This window comes from Flavobacterium aquariorum, from assembly GCF_003254745.1.
In the GTDB taxonomy this organism is placed as follows: domain Bacteria; phylum Bacteroidota; class Bacteroidia; order Flavobacteriales; family Flavobacteriaceae; genus Flavobacterium; species Flavobacterium aquariorum.
The window spans coordinates 104,023-120,581 of the sequence record NZ_QKXH01000001.1 but is presented as its reverse complement, the minus strand read 5'-3'; the positions used below and the strand labels follow the sequence as shown (position 1 = coordinate 120,581).

General features: G+C 33.1%; 15 protein-coding genes. 7 read left to right on the top strand and 8 right to left on the bottom strand.

Going from position 1 to position 16,559, the window contains the following annotated elements; translation table 11 throughout:
• The first annotated feature begins 8 nt into the window (after positions 1-8).
• From mscL to DOS84_RS00580, 4 genes are all read left to right on the top strand, one after another.
• Positions 9-437 (top strand): large-conductance mechanosensitive channel protein MscL, encoded by a 429-nt coding sequence (mscL, locus tag DOS84_RS00595; RefSeq protein ID WP_111408175.1) that lies wholly within the window; start codon positions 9-11, stop codon positions 435-437.
• Positions 438-609: 172 nt separating this feature from the next.
• Positions 610-1,599, top strand: a complete 990-nt coding sequence (locus DOS84_RS00590) for an aspartate-semialdehyde dehydrogenase (protein WP_111408174.1) — start codon at positions 610-612, stop codon at positions 1,597-1,599.
• 90 nt (positions 1,600-1,689) lie between these two features.
• Complete coding sequence (locus DOS84_RS00585; RefSeq protein WP_111408173.1) at positions 1,690-2,040, top strand: hypothetical protein; 351 nt, start codon at positions 1,690-1,692, stop codon at positions 2,038-2,040.
• A gap of 66 nt (positions 2,041-2,106) precedes the next feature.
• Positions 2,107-4,314 carry a TonB-dependent receptor gene (locus tag DOS84_RS00580; RefSeq protein ID WP_111408172.1) on the top strand — a complete coding sequence of 736 codons (2,208 nt, stop codon included), beginning with the start codon at positions 2,107-2,109 and terminating at the stop codon, positions 4,312-4,314.
• A 57-nt stretch (positions 4,315-4,371) separates the two neighbouring features.
• On the opposite strand, the gene mtgA is transcribed toward DOS84_RS00580, so the two are convergent.
• Positions 4,372-5,115 (bottom strand): monofunctional biosynthetic peptidoglycan transglycosylase, encoded by a 744-nt coding sequence (gene mtgA / locus DOS84_RS00575; RefSeq protein WP_111408171.1) that lies wholly within the window; start codon positions 5,113-5,115, stop codon positions 4,372-4,374.
• A 3-nt stretch (positions 5,116-5,118) separates the two neighbouring features.
• Positions 5,119-6,231, bottom strand: coding sequence for an NAD(P)/FAD-dependent oxidoreductase (locus DOS84_RS00570; RefSeq protein WP_111408170.1), 1,113 nt, complete (start codon positions 6,229-6,231; stop codon positions 5,119-5,121).
• A gap of 253 nt (positions 6,232-6,484) precedes the next feature.
• Here DOS84_RS00570 and DOS84_RS00565 point away from each other — a divergent pair, with 253 nt between their 5' ends.
• The 3 genes from DOS84_RS00565 to DOS84_RS00555 all read left to right on the top strand — a co-directional run bounded on the left by DOS84_RS00565 (position 6,485) and on the right by DOS84_RS00555 (position 10,199).
• Positions 6,485-6,898 carry a hypothetical protein gene (locus DOS84_RS00565; protein WP_124020611.1) on the top strand — a complete coding sequence of 138 codons (414 nt, stop codon included), beginning with the start codon at positions 6,485-6,487 and terminating at the stop codon, positions 6,896-6,898.
• 125 nt (positions 6,899-7,023) lie between these two features.
• Positions 7,024-8,952: a S9 family peptidase gene (locus DOS84_RS00560; RefSeq protein WP_111408168.1), complete on the top strand. Its 1,929-nt coding sequence runs from the start codon at positions 7,024-7,026 to the stop codon at positions 8,950-8,952.
• A gap of 50 nt (positions 8,953-9,002) precedes the next feature.
• The gene (locus DOS84_RS00555) at positions 9,003-10,199 is read left to right on the top strand and encodes a C1 family peptidase (RefSeq protein ID WP_111408167.1); all 1,197 of its coding nucleotides are present in this window, start codon (positions 9,003-9,005) and stop codon (positions 10,197-10,199) included.
• A 373-nt stretch (positions 10,200-10,572) separates the two neighbouring features.
• Here the strand turns inward: DOS84_RS00555 and DOS84_RS00550 are convergent, their stop codons facing one another.
• From DOS84_RS00550 to DOS84_RS00525, 6 genes are all read right to left on the bottom strand, one after another.
• A complete protein-coding gene (locus DOS84_RS00550; RefSeq protein WP_111408166.1) occupies positions 10,573-11,688 on the bottom strand; it encodes an alpha/beta hydrolase family protein in 1,116 nt (371 codons plus the stop codon).
• Between the two features lie 156 nt (positions 11,689-11,844).
• Positions 11,845-12,432: a helix-turn-helix domain-containing protein gene (locus tag DOS84_RS19270; protein WP_243636296.1), complete on the bottom strand. Its 588-nt coding sequence runs from the start codon at positions 12,430-12,432 to the stop codon at positions 11,845-11,847.
• A 673-nt stretch (positions 12,433-13,105) separates the two neighbouring features.
• Positions 13,106-13,615: a hypothetical protein gene (locus DOS84_RS00540; RefSeq protein ID WP_124020610.1), complete on the bottom strand. Its 510-nt coding sequence runs from the start codon at positions 13,613-13,615 to the stop codon at positions 13,106-13,108.
• A gap of 184 nt (positions 13,616-13,799) precedes the next feature.
• The gene (gene lepB, locus DOS84_RS00535) at positions 13,800-14,717 is read right to left on the bottom strand and encodes a signal peptidase I (protein WP_111408163.1); all 918 of its coding nucleotides are present in this window, start codon (positions 14,715-14,717) and stop codon (positions 13,800-13,802) included.
• Positions 14,718-14,904: 187 nt separating this feature from the next.
• Positions 14,905-15,777, bottom strand: a complete 873-nt coding sequence (locus DOS84_RS00530) for a DUF2711 family protein (RefSeq protein ID WP_111408162.1) — start codon at positions 15,775-15,777, stop codon at positions 14,905-14,907.
• Positions 15,778-15,906: 129 nt separating this feature from the next.
• Positions 15,907-16,164, bottom strand: coding sequence for a hypothetical protein (locus tag DOS84_RS00525; protein ID WP_124020609.1), 258 nt, complete (start codon positions 16,162-16,164; stop codon positions 15,907-15,909).
• Between the last annotated feature and the right edge of the window lie 395 nt (positions 16,165-16,559).

The following is a 16,559-nucleotide window of genomic DNA, read 5'->3' as shown; positions in this document are numbered from 1 at the left end:
AATACATTATGGGATTTATTAGTGATTTCAAAGCCTTTTTAATGAAAGGCGAAATAGTGAATTTGGCAACAGCCGTAATCGTTGGGGGCGCTTTTGGAAAAATTGTCACCTCTTTTACAAATGACGTTTTGATGCCGCCAATAGGACTGCTATTAGGAAAGGTAGATTTTAAAAACCTGAAACTTGTTCTTCAGGATGGTGTTCCTGCTGTTATGGAAAATGGTGCGGAAAAAGCTCCGGCAATTGCAGAAGTTGCTATTAATTACGGTGCTTTTATTCAGACCGTTTTTGATTTTGTAATCATTGGTTTTTGTATTTTTATGGTGCTGAAAGCTTATGAAAAAACCAAAAAACAAGAAGTTCCAGTTGAAACTCCACCTGCAGGACCAACACAGGAAGAATTGCTTACCCAAATTAGAGATTTGCTGAAAAAATAATACCGCTTTACACTATATATTCTAACTAAACCGCTCTATAAATGGGTGGTTTTTCTATTTTGTTTAATTTATAACAATTTGTTAATTTTTGTGAAGACGCTTGTTATGTTTTGAATATTACATACTTTTGTACTTCAAAAATAAAATATACACATATAATAATATAGTTACGATGAGAATAGCAGTTGTAGGAGCTACCGGAATGGTTGGCGAAATAATGTTGAAAGTATTGGCAGAAAGAAATTTTCCTGTAACCGAATTAATTCCAGTTGCTTCCGAGAAATCAGTTGGAAAAGAAATTGAATTTCAAGGGAAAAAATACAAAGTAGTAGGTATGCAAACAGCCGTTGATATGAAAGCGGATATTGCTTTATTTTCTGCTGGTGGAGGAACATCATTAGAATGGGCTCCGAAATTTGCTGCTGCAGGAACTACAGTTATTGATAACTCATCAGCTTGGAGAATGGATCCAACCAAAAAATTGGTGGTTCCGGAAATCAATGCTAATCAATTGACAAAAGAAGATAAAATCATTGCCAATCCAAACTGTTCGACTATTCAAATGGTATTGGCTTTGGCTCCATTACATAAAAAATACAATGTAAAACGTGTTATCGTTTCTACTTACCAATCCATTACAGGAACAGGAGTAAAAGCCGTTCAACAATTCGAAAATGAAGTGGCTGGAGTAAAAGGTGATATGGTTTACAAATACGAAATTAACCGTAACTGTATTCCACAATGTGATGTTTTTGAAGATAACGGATACACAAAAGAAGAAATGAAATTGGTTAAAGAAACCAAAAAAATCTTAAGTGACGATTCAATCAAAGTTACGGCTACTGCTGTTCGTGTACCAGTAGTTGGTGGGCATAGTGAAGCCGTAAACGTTGAATTCAGCAATGATTTTGATGTAAACGAAGTAAGGACTATTTTGAGCCAAACCGACGGTGTAACGGTTCAGGATAATTTGGATACTTTTACTTACCCAATGCCAAAATATGCAGAAGGTAAAAACGATGTTTTCGTAGGACGTATTCGTCGTGATGAAAGTCAGGAAAACACTTTGAATATGTGGATTGTTGCCGATAACTTGAGAAAAGGAGCAGCGACTAATACTATTCAGATTGCAGAATATTTAATTGCGGCAAAATTGGTTTAATCCATTTTACTGTTTTATAAATCCGATTAACTTACAAATAATAGTAAAGTTAATCGGGTTTTTTATTTTGTATAACTACCTTTGTTCCCGATGAAAAAAAGGTTTGTCATACTCAATTCTTTTCTGGCGCTTGCAGTATTGTTTGCCATGCTGTTTCAATCTGTGCATAGTTATGAGCATTTGGCTAAACAGCTTTTAGAAAAAAAATGTAATCACAGCTACACATCCAAGCATGAAATTACACATCAACATCACAATTTAGACCATTGTTATGTTTGTGATTTCAAGATAAGCAATTTTATTTCTACCGAATTTGCTTCTTATGAATTTCCGGATTTTTGTATTCCCTCCGGATATACTTTTTTCAAATCCAGAGAAATTACCGAATTTTTTAAAGGAAGTCTTTTTTCGCTTCGGGCACCTCCCGTTTTTATTGCTTAAATTTTTTTTGACATAAAGACTCAACGGTTTTTGTGTATTTACTATTTAACAATAAATTCAATTTAAATGAAAAAATATATCATTATCCTATTGCTTGGGATTACCTCTTTTTTACACGCACAAAATTCGATAACCGGAAAGGTAACGGACTCCAAAAACAACCCTTTGGCGGGAGTTGTCGTCGATGCATCCGAATTGCATAAATCAACGAAGACAGATGAAAACGGTATGTATACTTTGACAGAACTCCCAAGTGGAGATTTAACACTTGTGTTTTCATCCATTGGATTTGCTGCCCAAAGTAAGAAGATTGAAAAAACACAAAATATTCATACGCTCGATGTTGTTATGGATGAATTGGCTTTTCAAATGGATGAGGTTATTGTGTCAACTCCTTTCTCCAAATTACAATCCCAAAATGTGATGAAAGTTGATCGAGAAAGTGTCAAATCAATGCAAGAAAAAGGAAGTGCCACGTTGATAGAAGGCTTGGCTACAATCCCCGGAGTTTCACAAGTTTCTACGGGAACGTCAATTGGTAAACCAGTAATCCGAGGACTGAGTGGAAATCGAGTTTTGGTGTATACACAAGGTGTCCGTTTAGAGAATCAACAGTTTGGAGACGAACACGGCTTGGGTTTAAACGATTCTGGAGTAGAAAATGTTGAGGTCATAAAAGGCCCTGCATCTTTGCTATATGGTTCTGATGCATTGGGAGGCGTTTTGTTTTTTAATCCCGAAAAATTTGCTTTGACAAATACTTTTCAAGGAGATTTTGGACAACGATTGTTTTCGAATACTCTTGGAACCAGTACAACTTTAGGATTGAAAACTTCTACCGATAATTGGAAATATTTGATACGTGGCGCCTACAACACTCAATCCGATTATAAAATTCCAGATGGTGACCGTGTTACTAACACACGTTTTCAAGAAATGGATTTGAAAGCAGGAATAGGGTACAGCAATGCCAAGTTTTCAAGTACTTTGAGATACAATTACAACAATCTGGATGTTGGAATTCCTGAAGATGGAATTGCTGACCAAACGGCAAGTAAGAAAACAACTTTTCCAAAACAAGGTGTTTTCAGTAATTTACTTTCTTTGAATAATACATTGTTTTTTAGCGATTCAAAATTGGATGTGAATTTAGGATATATTCAAAATGACCGTTCCGAGTTTGAAGACAGCAACGTTGCGTCTTTGCATATGATTTTAAATACATTCGATTATAATGTCAAATATTATTTGCCAAAGCTTGGTAAAGTTGAAACCATTTTTGGTGTTCAAGGAATGTCCCAGGAAAATAAAAATCTAGGGGATGAATTTTTAATTCCAAATGCAACTACAAATGATTTTGGCGTTTTTGGAACAGGGATTTACAATTGGGGAGACAATTCCTTGCAGGGAGGTCTTCGATTTGACTACAGGCATTTGGCTTCAGAAGAACATGGAATCGTCGGTGAAGAAGGATATTTTGAAGCCCTCAACAAAAACTATGACAGTTTCAATGCCTCATTGGGATATAAAACCAATTTGGCCAAAGATTTGTCTTTCCGATTGAATGCAGCAACAGGGTTCAGGGCACCAAATTTGGCTGAGTTGTCTTCGAACGGCGTTCACGAAGGCACTTTTCGTTATGAAATTGGGAATCCTAATTTAAAAACCGAGCAAAACCTGCAAACCGATTTGGATTTGGAGTATAAAAGCACCCATTTTGAGTTTAGTGTGAGTGGTTTTTACAATCATATAAACGACTACATTTATTCATCACCATCTGGAGCAGAAATCGATGGGTTTAAGGTTTATGATTATATCCAGAATAATGCCAATTTGTATGGAGGAGAAGTTGCTTTGCATATTCATCCGCACCCTTTGGATTGGTTGCATATTGAATCCAGTTTTGAAACCGTTACGGGGAAACTGCAAGATGGTGGTTACTTGCCTCAAATTCCGGCCAACAACTGGGACAACACCTTAAAAACTGATTTTGTAATTGGAAAATGGCTAGAGGATGCTTTTGCTACTTTAAATGTATCGACCACTTTCAGTCAGGATAAAGTAAGTGGTTATGATATTTCTTCGGATGGCTACACCTTGCTGAATATGGGTTTTGGAGGTAAAGTAAAGCTGGGTAAAACGGCTTTTGATTTAAACTTGAATGGGAATAATTTATTCAACAAAACCTATATTCCGCATTTATCCCGATTGGCGACTTCGGGAATACCTAATCTGGGAAGGAATTTTGTTCTAGGAGTAGCGTTTAAATTCTAAGTTTAAAATTCATCTAAATAACAAACCCCAATAGCAAATAGTTATTGGGGTTTAATTTTAATATTCAATTTTTCCAATGTGTCTCATAATCCGAACAATTTTTGTTTTTCTATTGTTTATGTATGAGGAAGAACTGGTGGCTTTGTATTTTCGGGGATTGGGTAATATCGCTGCGATTCCTGCTGCTTGGGTCATTGTAAGGCTTGAAGCATCTTTTCGATACCAATGCTCTGTTGCAGCATAGGCCCCGTAAACTCCGTCACCCATTTCTATACTGTTGAGGTAAACTTCCATAATTCGTTTTTTGCCCCAAATAGCTTCTATTAAAACCGTGAAATAAGCTTCCAAACCTTTTCGGAGGTAGCTACGACCTTGCCAAAGAAAAACATTTTTGGCGGTTTGTTGTGATATGGTGCTTCCGCCTTTTATCTTTCGGCCTCTTTCATTGCTTTTGTATGCTTTTTGCATCGCGATAAAATCAAACCCGTTATGGGTGAGGAAAGTTCCATCTTCACTGGCAATCACGGCTTTTTGTAAATTCACGGAAATTTTTTCGATAGGTTCCCAATTATGGCTGAAATATATTTCTTTTCCGGCCGCTTTATTTTCAAAATAACGGATCACCATCAATGGTGTAAATGGAACAGGTACAAATTTAAAAAGAACCACGAAAGAAATTGAAATCCCAAAAAACCACAGCAGCGCTTTTAGCAGAATCCATTTTACTTTGGATCCAAAACTTTTGCTGTTTTTTTTGACGGGTTTTTTTGTTGTTTTTTTTGGTGTTATTTTGGTTGCCATTTTTTATACTAAATCTGCGAGTTCGGTTCCTATTAAGCTGCCTATTGCGACTCCCATTCCACCTAGTCTAACGCCACAATACACGTTTTCAGAGAGTTGGGAAACAATAGGATTTTTGCTGTTGCCAATGCCCATAATTCCACTCCAGCGGTGTTCGATTTGGACATCTTGATCGGGCAAAATTACTTTTTTTAATAAGTCTTCCAATTTTTTTTGTACAATTTCTGTTTGACCAAATTCAGTAGTAGTTTCGGTTTCAAAATCCAGATTTCTACCGCCTCCAAGCAGTATACGATCGCCAATATTCCTGAAATAGTAATAGCCTCTGTCCAAATGGAAAGTTCCTTTTATGTCTAAATTAGGAATTGGTTCTGTGATTAAAACCTGTGCTCTTGCTGGTTTCACTCCGCCTTTGGTCAGTTCATTGGCAAAACCGTTGGTGGCAAACAATAATTTTTTGGTTGTAAAGCTAAAATCATCAAGTGCAACTTCAACACCGTTTTCGTTATCCGTAAAGGAGGTAACAGTTTGTTGGTTGAGTATTAAAATATCTTGCTCAATGGCTTGTTTCAACAAGGCTTGCATCATATTTCCCGTGTCAATTTGAGCTTCAAAAGGATTGAATATCAAATATTCGTTGATGTCTCCAAAACCAAAACGATCGACTTCTTTGGCAAATACATTGGCTTTGAATAACGGTCTTAATATTTCATTTATAAAGGTCAACTTATTTGAACATTCAAAAAAACTGTTTTCATCGTCCTTTAGAAACAATTCATAACCTCCATAAGGTTTGAAATCTATTGTGTTGTCGCCAAGACGTTTTCTCAATAATTGTAGACCATTCCATCTTTTTTGGATGAGTTGGATAACATCTTCTTCTGTATGCGTTTTTAAGTCTTCGATGATTTCTGAAATACTGCCAAAGCACGCAAATCCAGCATTTTTTGTGCTGGCTCCTTGTGGGAGCATTCCTTTTTCGAGTATTAATATTTTGCTCTCAGGGTATTTTTCACGCAAACGTAAGCCAGTATGTAGACCCACAATACCACTGCCCACAATAGTGAAGTCAACATTTGTAAACCAATTTTTTATTTCCCAATAGCTTAGTTGCATTTGACTTTTTTTTATAAAATTAAATAAATTTTCTAGTTTTTGAATAGTACACTTTGAATATGTTAGGTATTCTGAATTATTTTTTTTAAAATATTGTTTTTAAGGTTAGCAATATGTTAAGATTTCAAACAATACAGGTTTGGCATCATAATTGTGCTGTAAAATTAGATTTTAAAAATCGGTATTTGCTTTAGTGTGATTGAATAGACTATTGGCTAAATCAGGATGTAATAATAAAATTAAATATTTGGTTATGTTTGAAAATATAGATGAACTTATAGAAGTAAACTTGAAACTGCTATATACATCGAAATCTCAATTTATGATGCGGATCAACTTTAAGGATGAATGTGGTTTTAACTTAAAAAACTCCAAAGTCTTTGCAGAAATTTTAGATCATAAGGGCCTTGTCGTATTAGAAAAAGAACAAGGATTCCGTTGTGATTTAACTGATTTTGGTAAACAGATTTATGAGAGTGGAGGATGGAATAAATATCTGAAAACCGTTGAATTGTTTGAAAAGTCTAAGAATATAGTCAATATGGATTGCCAAGTAAACAATAATGGACAGTCATTTCTGAAAAAAATAATGATTGCGAGTATCATCATATTAGTGTTATGCTTTTTTATCACGCTATTAACAGTTGAAATTTTTAAAACCACTTAATATTTTACAGCTTTTTTAGGCACTAAAGAACATCACTTTTTTAAGGTTTTTTTATGTGTCGCTATTTATTCTAATTGATGATTATAATGTTATATTTGAAAACTGAATACGTATTTTAAATAATTATGAGAAAAACAATCTTTTTAATGCTAACAATGATGAGTTTAACCGCAAGTGCTCAAAATGTAATGACTCCGGAATTATTGTGGAAATTAGGACGAATTACTCCTTTAGGAATTTCAAAAGACGGCAAAAATGTTGTTTACAAAGTTTCTACACCTTCAGTCGAAGAAAACAAATCCAATTCCAAATACTATACTGTTGCGATTAATGGTGGAACAGCTTTAGAAATTAAAGACAAAAAAGAAATTTTGATTGATAAAAATATTTCTCCTGACGGGAAATACATCGTTTACAATCAAGAAGTAAAAATTGATAATGTTTTAGGGAAAGACTATTACCCTAATTTAGATAAATCCAACGTTCAAATTTATAATGGCCTTGATTATCGTCATTGGGATGCTTGGAACGAAGGTAAATTCAATCATGTTTTTTACAAAGAAAATAAGGAAGGCGCAGAAGGAATTGATATTCTAAAAGGAGAGAACTTTGACAGCCCTCAAAAACCTTTCGGTGGTGATGAAGATTATAATTGGTCTCCAGATGGGAAAAGTATAGTGTATGTATGCAAGAAAAAAGCGGGTACACAATATGCGCTTTCTACAGACACCAATATATATGAATTCAATCTTGAAACCGGGAAAACTAGCAATAGAACTGAAGGGAACTTTGGATATGATACAGCACCACAATTTTCGCCTTCTGGGGATTTGACTTGGCTGCAAATGAAACGTGATGGTTATGAGGCAGACAAAAATGATTTGATTGTTAGTTTCAAAGGAATGAAAATGAACCTTACTGCCAATTGGGACGGAACTGTAAGTAGTTTCAAATGGAGTAATGATGGGAAAAAAGTATATTTTATTGCTCCAATTGACGGAACATTACAGCTTTTTGAGGTTAATTTTCCAGGTTTGACCAAAATTGCAGTTAATGTAAAACAAATTACAAATGGTGATTTTGATGTGCATGATTTAGTTGGTTTTTCTGGAGATAATGTAATTGTTACAAGAACCGACATGAATCATGCCGCTGAAATTTTTTCGTATAATTTAAAGAAAAATACGTGGAAACAATTGACCAATGTTAATACCGCGACTTACTCAACATTAGCATTAAGCAAAACTGAAAGACGTTATGTAACAACAACGGATGGAAAAAAAATGTTGGTTTGGGTCATTTTACCTCCAAATTTTGATGCTACTAAAAAATATCCAACTCTTTTATATTGTCAAGGTGGGCCACAATCTCCTTTGACCCAATCGTACTCATTTCGTTGGAATTTCCAATTAATGGCCGCAAATGGATATGTTGTGGTTGCACCAAATCGTCGTGGTATGCAGGGTCATGGTGTGGAGTGGAATGAGCAAATTAGTAAAGACTGGGGCGGACAGGTGATGGACGATTATCTCTCGGCTATTGATGATGTTTCGAAAGAAAGTTATGTTGACAAAGCCCGCTTGGGTTGTGTTGGAGCTAGTTATGGTGGGTATTCTGTGTTTTATTTGGCAGGAATCCACAACAATAGATTTAAAACATTTATTGCCCACGACGGAGTTTTCAATACACAAAGTATGTTTGGAACCACCGAAGAAGTTTTCTTCAATAATTGGGATTTTGGAGGACCTTATTGGGAAAAAGACAATACAGCTGCACAAAAAGCGTATACTAAATTCAATCCTATAAACAATGTTCAAAACTGGAACACACCAATTTTGATTATTCAAGGTGGAATCGATTACAGAGTGCCAATAGGACAAGGCCAGGAAGCTTTTCAAGCGGCGCAGATACGAGGAATTAAAAGTAGATTTCTTTATTTTCCTGAAGAAAATCATTGGGTTCTAAAACCTCAAAATGCTCTGGTGTGGCAAAAAGAGTTTTATAAATGGCTTGAAGAAACCTTATTAATTAATAATTCAGAAACAGAAATGTAACAAAATCATTATTTTTGTTACATATTAAAAAACCTTAACCAATTTTAAAGATGTATAAATTACCCATTAAATCGTTTCTTATTGCTACAACGTTAGTTGTTGGGATGAATACGATGACTGCTCAAGACGGATTAGTCAATTCGTTGAAAGTCAATGTTAGCGAAAAAAGCGCAGAAAGTTTCAAATTTACAGATGTAATTAATCTGGCTAATACTTCTATCAAAAACCAAGGATCTTCAGGGACTTGTTGGAGTTATTCTACGAATTCTTTTTTAGAATCAGAAATGATTAGAATGGGAAAACAGCCTGTAGAATTATCTCAAGTTTTCTCTGCTCGAAATGCATATGTTGAAAAAGGCAAAAATTACGTGCGCATGCACGGAGCCGTAACATTGGGAGATGGAGGAGAATTGCATGACGTCACTAATATGTACAAAAAATATGGTGCTGTGCCTCAAGAAGTATATACTGGTTTGAACTATGGTACTTCAAAAAATAAGTTTGCTGAAATGGCCGCTTTGACTGAAGCTATGTTGGCTGCAGTTGTGAAAAATCCAAACGGAGAATTAACCCCTAATTGGGAAAAAGCCTATGCCGCAGTAATTGATTCTTATTTAGGACAAGTTCCAGAGAATTTTACATACAAAGGAAAAAGCTATACTCCACAAACTTTTGCTAAGGAAGTAGTGGGAATTAATCCAGATGAATATGTTGAATTTGCATCTTATGCTAACGTTCCATTGTATACAAAAACGATGATGATGGTTCCTGATAACTGGTCATTTGATATGGTTTACAATGTGAAAATGAACGATATGACAACTATCATCGATAATGCATTGAAAAACGGTTACACAGTAGCTTGGGCTTCGGATGTGAGTGAGAAGAGTTTTAGCTGGAAAAATGGTGTGGCTTATGTTCCAACCAAAAAGTATGATGAAATGACTGCCGAGGAAAAAGAAAATATGTTCAATGGTCCAAAACCAGAATTGGAAATCACTGAAGAAATTCGTCAAAAAGCATTTGATAATTACCAAACTACTGATGATCACGCGATGCATATTGTAGGTATTGCCAAAGATCAAATGGGTAAAGAGTATTATATTGTAAAAAATTCGTGGGGAGCGACCAATGACTATAAAGGTTATTTGTACGTTAGCAAGAATTTTGTAAAATACAAAACAACTTCATTAATGGTTAATAAAGGTGGTGTTCCATCTGATATTGCTAAGAAAATAGGAGCATAATTTTGTCTCTTTCAATTAGAAAAGGCCTGTCTCGATCAATTCAAGACAGGTTTTTTTTATTGGAATAAACAGAGTTTGATTATGATTTGGAGCAGAAAGATTAGGATTTTTTGGAAGCATTGGTCCCGCTTTCCGTTACAATCTTTTGTACCGAACCCCGGTACAAAAGGATTTCCACTTCTATCGGGGCTAGGGAGAGAGATTTCGCTTTTTTGGAATGACACACAAAGCCGATAACGTTTATTTGCCACCCGAGGGATAGTGAACAGGCGAAGCAAATCATCCTAGATACAAAGTCAATTTTCCTTTAAACCAAATGCCGAAATCTTGCTAAACCGCTATTGTATTCAGTACTTGTTTTTTTGTTTTTAATTTATAAAGTTTTTATACTCTTAAATATTTTATATTGTGTTTCTACAACAGATTGATTAAAACCGTGCGCCGCTTTTGGTAACAAAAAATATTCTTTTTTAGGTGCTTGAATTTTATCAAAATATATTTTTGAGTTTTCTTTTGGCGTCATAATATCTTCATTGCCTTGTATTAAATATACCGGAATTTTAAATTCTAAATTATCTCTCATTAAATTAATGGTTGTAATTATTGGTTGAACTCCTAATTTATCATCACCAATATAATTTACAAACGAGTAATCATCACCGTCTTCTCTATTTTTACTGTCGATATTGTTGTCGTAAGCTGGAGCAAGTACAAACCAATTGTCTGGAGCAGGTGTTGAATTTGCTCTTTCATATTTTTTTAAAATTCTAAATAGCAAGCCTGTGTTTTTTGCTCTGCTATATGGAGGTTTGCCTATAGAATTTAATATGTCAAGAGCCTCTTTGTCATTTCTGTCTTCAGCCATTTTATAAATTTTAGAATAAAATTCTATATCAATACTGGGATTAACAATTTGAGAATGTCCCACGTAAGCATAAAAAAGATCTGGTTGTTTTGTAGCTATTTTTACTCCAAGTGCGGAACCCCATGACGTTCCAGTAAGAATAATTTTTTGTTTTCCTAAATGTTTCAAAAGATATTTTGACACTTCTACTCCATCGCTAGTCATTTGTTCAAGCGTTAAAGGATTTGCTTTTAAATATTCTGGAGTTAATTCCTCAGGAGGTGTGTTGCGCCCATAAGTTCTTCCAGCTCCTCGTTGATCCCATTGAACAATAATAAAATCCTTTTCTAAATCTTTATATATAACATCGATGAAGGGACTTATTGTACTTCCCGGTCCTCCGTGAATAAATAAAATAATAGGTTTTGAACGGTTTCCTTTTATGGTAACCCATTGTTCAATACCATTTATTAAAACATATTTTTCTTCAGAAATTTGATTTTTCAGGTCAGAATCGTTTAAGATAATTTCAGTTTGTGTGTTTGCAGAAGCCAACTGAGTGTTACTGCCTTTTGTATTTTCTTTTAATTGTGCTAAAGATAAAAAAGGGACTAGAAATAAAATAAATAAGGATGTAATTTTCATGATTTCAAATTTTTAATTGTTAGTATTAATTTGAAACAAAATTGCATCATAAGCTTAACGTTGGCGACCGAATGAAAAAAGTCGAACCAATTTACAGTAATTAAATTGGTTCGACTTTATTTTAGTAAAGTTCGACTTTTTACAAAATCTTTATAATTAGGAGTTTCTGAACTCCGTAGGTGTTTGATTGGTGTACTTTTTGAAAGCAGTATTAAATGATGATTTCGAATTAAAACCCACTTCATAAAGAATTTCTAAAACTGTAAGCTTGCTTTTAGAAGGACTTTTTAAAATTTGCATCGCTTTTTGTATTCGATATTCATTTATAAAATCAAAAAAATGTTGATTCATATGATGATTAATCAAAACAGATAAATCACGAACAGGAATGTTAACTTGTTTAGCTAAATCTTGTATCGTTAATGAGGGTTCGAGAAACGGTTCGTTTTCTAAAACATACTTTTTCACAAGTTCGATTTGTAAAGCAATTTCTGCCGATTTTGGAGTCTCTAGTAATTCTTTTTCTGTTGAAATAACTACTTCATTTATTAATAGCATATTTGAATCAACACCTTTAAAAAGATCAGGATTGTTTAAGGCCTTTAATACAAACCAACAACTTATAATTAGTGCAATAAGTCCAATAATTACATTTGACGAGTTAAGAAGAACATTATAATCTGTATACCTTATTACCGATTTGAATAAAACAATACAATGGGCAATTAGAAAAAATACTGTCATTTGAAACAACCATTTGTACGATGAGTTATTTGTATTGGTATAATTCTCTAAGTAAATTTCTTTGTATTTTTTTAAAATTATAAATACCAAAATAATATAAAAAGCATATTGTAATTCCGCCAATATATAAAAAAAACGTATTTCTAACATTTGCTTAAAGTGCTCATAAATGTAGATGCTTTCGATGGTAGTTGCTAAATATAGCCTTGGAATAAACACCAAATTTGCTATTGCAAACGGAATTGCTAGCGTTAAATGTTTTGGTTTTAATTGAAAATCTGAATGACAAACTGCTTTTACATACAAGTAGAATATAGGCATAATTAGTAAACTAATTGTCATTCTAAAAAGCTCAAAATTTAAATTGGTCTCAAAATATTTTTCGGTAAAAAAGCTACTCAAATCAAATGCTGTAAGCAGAAGAAAAGTGGCAAAAAGTCTATTTGAAAGCTTAGTTTTTGTATTTGTGGTTAACAAAAAAGAGGCAAGAAGTACCATTATAAAAATGCTAATCGTACTAATGTTGTTTAAAAAGGTTGGTTTATCCATTTATTTTTTTGTTGTGCTATCATTACAATTTATAATTAAATTCGAAATTGTTTCAGTAATCAAAATTTATTATTCCTCTAATTTTGTAATGGACAAATCCGTTGCAGTAGCTGTTATGTGAAGCTTATTTAATCACCATTGATTTTTCCCAACTCTCTTTAAGTTCTTTAAGTTTTATTTTATCCAGTGGAAAAGAAAAATCTGATATTGACTCTTCAGGAACAAAAATAACATTAGAATAGATAGTTTGCGTCTCTAGATGGTTTGCGAGTTGTCTTAGTCGTATTATTGCCAAGTTATTTGATTGTTCAGTAAACAGATATTTTGAAATATCATCAACCTCTATTTTAGTTTGGGGCCCACTTTTCATAGGGATATAAAGAATTGCCTGTTTTGTGTTTTCAATAAAGTGTTTTTCTATTACTATTGCTGAATACAGGTTTTTTAAAATATCAAATGAGATTAAGTATCCGACTCCCTTTTCAACGTTCCCATTCTTTACTATTTCGACCTCTATTTTTGTACGCTCATTTACATTTTTATCTTGTGCCGAAAGCTTAGTATTTTCCTGTGCGGAAATCTTAATAGTTAATAAGAGAAGTAACAAAGAAAATAATGTTGTAAATTTTTTCATGTTTTTGATTTTCATGTTTCGATTTGGTATGGTTAAGTTTCACATACCGTTCTGGTACTACAGCGGGTTTGGGACTAAATTAAGCCCATTCTTCGGATTTGCCAAATCATCACAAATACAAAACCGGCTTTCCATTAAGCCAATTGCCCAAATCCGTTGTAGTAGCTGTTATAGGGCGTTTTTTTTATTTATCTGTAAAATCGATATTAATTCTGTCATTAGTTTTTCCCCAATAGCTAAAAACTATTTTGCCTTTAATTTCGTCTTTATTAACTACACCGACATATCTAGAATCCATTGCATTATCTCTATTGTCACCAACTAAATAATAACAATTTTCTGGAATTGTAATTTCAGGTATTTTCCTTTTATTTTCTTCAAATGGCTTTTTAAAAGTATATATTTTATGTTTGTGACCATTTGGAAGTTGTTCTTCATATTCATTAACATCCAATCCTCCATTTTTAGTTTCTTTGACAAATGATGTTCTACACTTTTTACCATTTATTATTAAAAAGTTGTTTTGGATTTCAATTTTGTCGTTTGGCAATGCAACAATTCTATACATAGAAGATTTTAGGCTGTCCTTTTTTTGAAAAACAACTAAATCTCCATAATTTGGTTTTCTCTGGTCATAAGCTTTTGAATCTGCTATTAATCTATCTCCAAGTTTAATATTAGGTTCGTTTGAAGTTGTTGGAATAATGTAACTTCTAACTCCCATAATTGAATTAGCTGTATTGGAATCGTAAAGCCAAAGTATAGTACTTATACCAATTATAATTGCAAGATGATAATACCAAGTGTTATAAGATTTAAGTTTATAAATCTTTAATTTTTTTGCGGTTTTTGTTGCATCATAAATGACATAAATTCTAAAAGCAAACCCGATAATTAAAATTGAAATGAATCCAATAAAAAAAACACCTAATCTTGTAAAGCCAAAAATGAAAGGTAAGGTAAGTTCAATAAGAAGAAATATAATCCCTTTTTTGATTTGTCCATTATATACTTGTCCGAATCCATAAAAAAATAAAGAAAAGAAAAATGCTAATATTGGATTTCTAGGTTTGTTTTTTTCGTTAGTAATTTCAGAATTCATAATGTATATTTTCTGCTTTGCAGTTTCTTGTGTTAAAATGCCCTATAACGTTCTGGTACTACAGCTGGTTTGGGACTAAATTAAGCCCATTCTTCGGATTTGCCAACTCATCCCAAATACAAGACCATATTTCCATTAAGCCTATTGCCCAAATCCGTTGTAGTAGCTGTTACCAGTAGTTTTTTTATTACTTCCAGAATTCCCACCATTTTTGATTTTCTGATTTTGAGTTCTGTTTTTTTTCAATTTTTAATAGATTTTCTAATTCTCCAGGTAAATAATCCCAATCGTGTGTTGTTTCAGAATCACAAAGAAAACCTTCAAAATACTTATTTGCTATAATTTCCTCCATTTTAGTGTTGTCAGTTGCAATCAAGAAAAAGAAACTGTCCCATTCGATTGTAAATAAAATCTCTTTATCAGAAGAATAGATGTAATAATCATTGAAATCAATCTTCTCTAAAAACTCATATTCTGAAAGTTCATCGATATTTATTGAATTTATGTCCTCATAAAATTCATCAACTATTATTATTTCGTTTTTCTTAAATAATTTAAACGTTCGATAAATTCCTAATTTTGAAAAAATATCAAAAGCTCCTTCTGTTGGATTCCAAATATAATTTTCTGTTGTAAACGAATTTAGCTTTTCACTTAATTCAGTTTTTCTGAAAATTTGCCTTAACGCTCCAATTGAAGTTCGAAGTGCCTTGTTTAATTCTGTTTTATCTTTAAATTTTGCTTCTTTTATTATAGTTTCCCACTTAATAATTTTACCATTTTCATATATTTCTATATCTGTCGGATAATCTTCATTACTATAACTATAGATTTCAGCATTTGGGATAGGAATATTATTTAATATTTCAATCTCTTTTTTTGCATTTTCAAAAGTTATTTTTTCTAATTTTTTGTAATTGTTTTTTTTCGACTTTTGATTTTCGACTTTAAAGAATGGTAAATATGCGACAAAGATAGAATCATAGAAATCTTTATAATGTTCTTGGATTTTCACTCCGTTTGGATATATGTTTTTTTCTTTAAATATGTCGTTTCTCATAAATTACTGGTAACTCGTATATAGGTCTGATAAAATCGGACATATACAACCTAATTTGGGTTGATTTGTCTAACAAACATACCGTTTATTTCTTTAATAGAATGGATTTTAAATCAATTCGGGTGTAATTTATTGCTTCCGAATCATTTCCCTAATCGTCTCCAACTGGATTTCCATTTTTTGTATGATGGCTTCTTTTTCAGCTAGTTGTTCTTTGAGGGCTTTTTTTCGAATGGTCTCAAAACGGTAGGGTAAATATTCGCCCAACTGGGCAATAAAATTATGCTTCAGTACTAGGCTCAGCTTCCACAAAATGGCAAATTGCAGGGAGTCTCTCTTGAAATAATCATTCAATCCCGTTGGGATTATTCCCAATGTCCGAGACACATCGGCTTTCTTTATTTTATTGCGAATAATATGGTAGTGAACAAAATTGCCTATCAGAGGGTACTGTTCGCCGAGATCTTTCTTGTATTTAATACCGTTATCTACTATATTTTGTACGTTTTATTTTATAAGTGTAATTGTTTTTTAGCAATAACAGGTGTAAATCACTAATATTGTTGGTGTTTTCTACCTCTATTATTGGTAGTAAGTACCAATACTTTTGGTTTTTACTACCTCTTTTATCTTCTAAAATCACCAATACTATTGGCTATTATTACCACTATTGTTGGTTTTTATTACCTGTTTTATTGGTTGAAAGGACCAAAAGTATTGGTGCTTACTACCTCTATTATTGGTGCTTCTGACCAACAATAGTGGTGTTTATTATCTGTTTT

Bases quoted from the DNA above. Each gene is read 5' to 3' on its own strand.
- mscL (WP_111408175.1), top strand. From the start codon at position 9: ATGGGATTTATTAGTGATTTCAAAGCCTTTTTAATGAAAGGCGAAATA.
- DOS84_RS00590 (WP_111408174.1), top strand. From the start codon at position 610: ATGAGAATAGCAGTTGTAGGAGCTACCGGAATGGTTGGCGAAATAATG.
- DOS84_RS00585 (WP_111408173.1), top strand. From the start codon at position 1,690: ATGAAAAAAAGGTTTGTCATACTCAATTCTTTTCTGGCGCTTGCAGTA.
- DOS84_RS00580 (WP_111408172.1), top strand. From the start codon at position 2,107: ATGAAAAAATATATCATTATCCTATTGCTTGGGATTACCTCTTTTTTA.
- mtgA (WP_111408171.1), bottom strand. From the start codon at position 5,115: ATGGCAACCAAAATAACACCAAAAAAAACAACAAAAAAACCCGTCAAA.
- DOS84_RS00570 (WP_111408170.1), bottom strand. From the start codon at position 6,231: ATGCAACTAAGCTATTGGGAAATAAAAAATTGGTTTACAAATGTTGAC.
- DOS84_RS00565 (WP_124020611.1), top strand. From the start codon at position 6,485: ATGTTTGAAAATATAGATGAACTTATAGAAGTAAACTTGAAACTGCTA.
- DOS84_RS00560 (WP_111408168.1), top strand. From the start codon at position 7,024: ATGAGAAAAACAATCTTTTTAATGCTAACAATGATGAGTTTAACCGCA.
- DOS84_RS00555 (WP_111408167.1), top strand. From the start codon at position 9,003: ATGTATAAATTACCCATTAAATCGTTTCTTATTGCTACAACGTTAGTT.
- DOS84_RS00550 (WP_111408166.1), bottom strand. From the start codon at position 11,688: ATGAAAATTACATCCTTATTTATTTTATTTCTAGTCCCTTTTTTATCT.
- DOS84_RS19270 (WP_243636296.1), bottom strand. From the start codon at position 12,432: ATGACAGTATTTTTTCTAATTGCCCATTGTATTGTTTTATTCAAATCG.
- DOS84_RS00540 (WP_124020610.1), bottom strand. From the start codon at position 13,615: ATGAAAAAATTTACAACATTATTTTCTTTGTTACTTCTCTTATTAACT.
- lepB (WP_111408163.1), bottom strand. From the start codon at position 14,717: ATGAATTCTGAAATTACTAACGAAAAAAACAAACCTAGAAATCCAATA.
- DOS84_RS00530 (WP_111408162.1), bottom strand. From the start codon at position 15,777: ATGAGAAACGACATATTTAAAGAAAAAAACATATATCCAAACGGAGTG.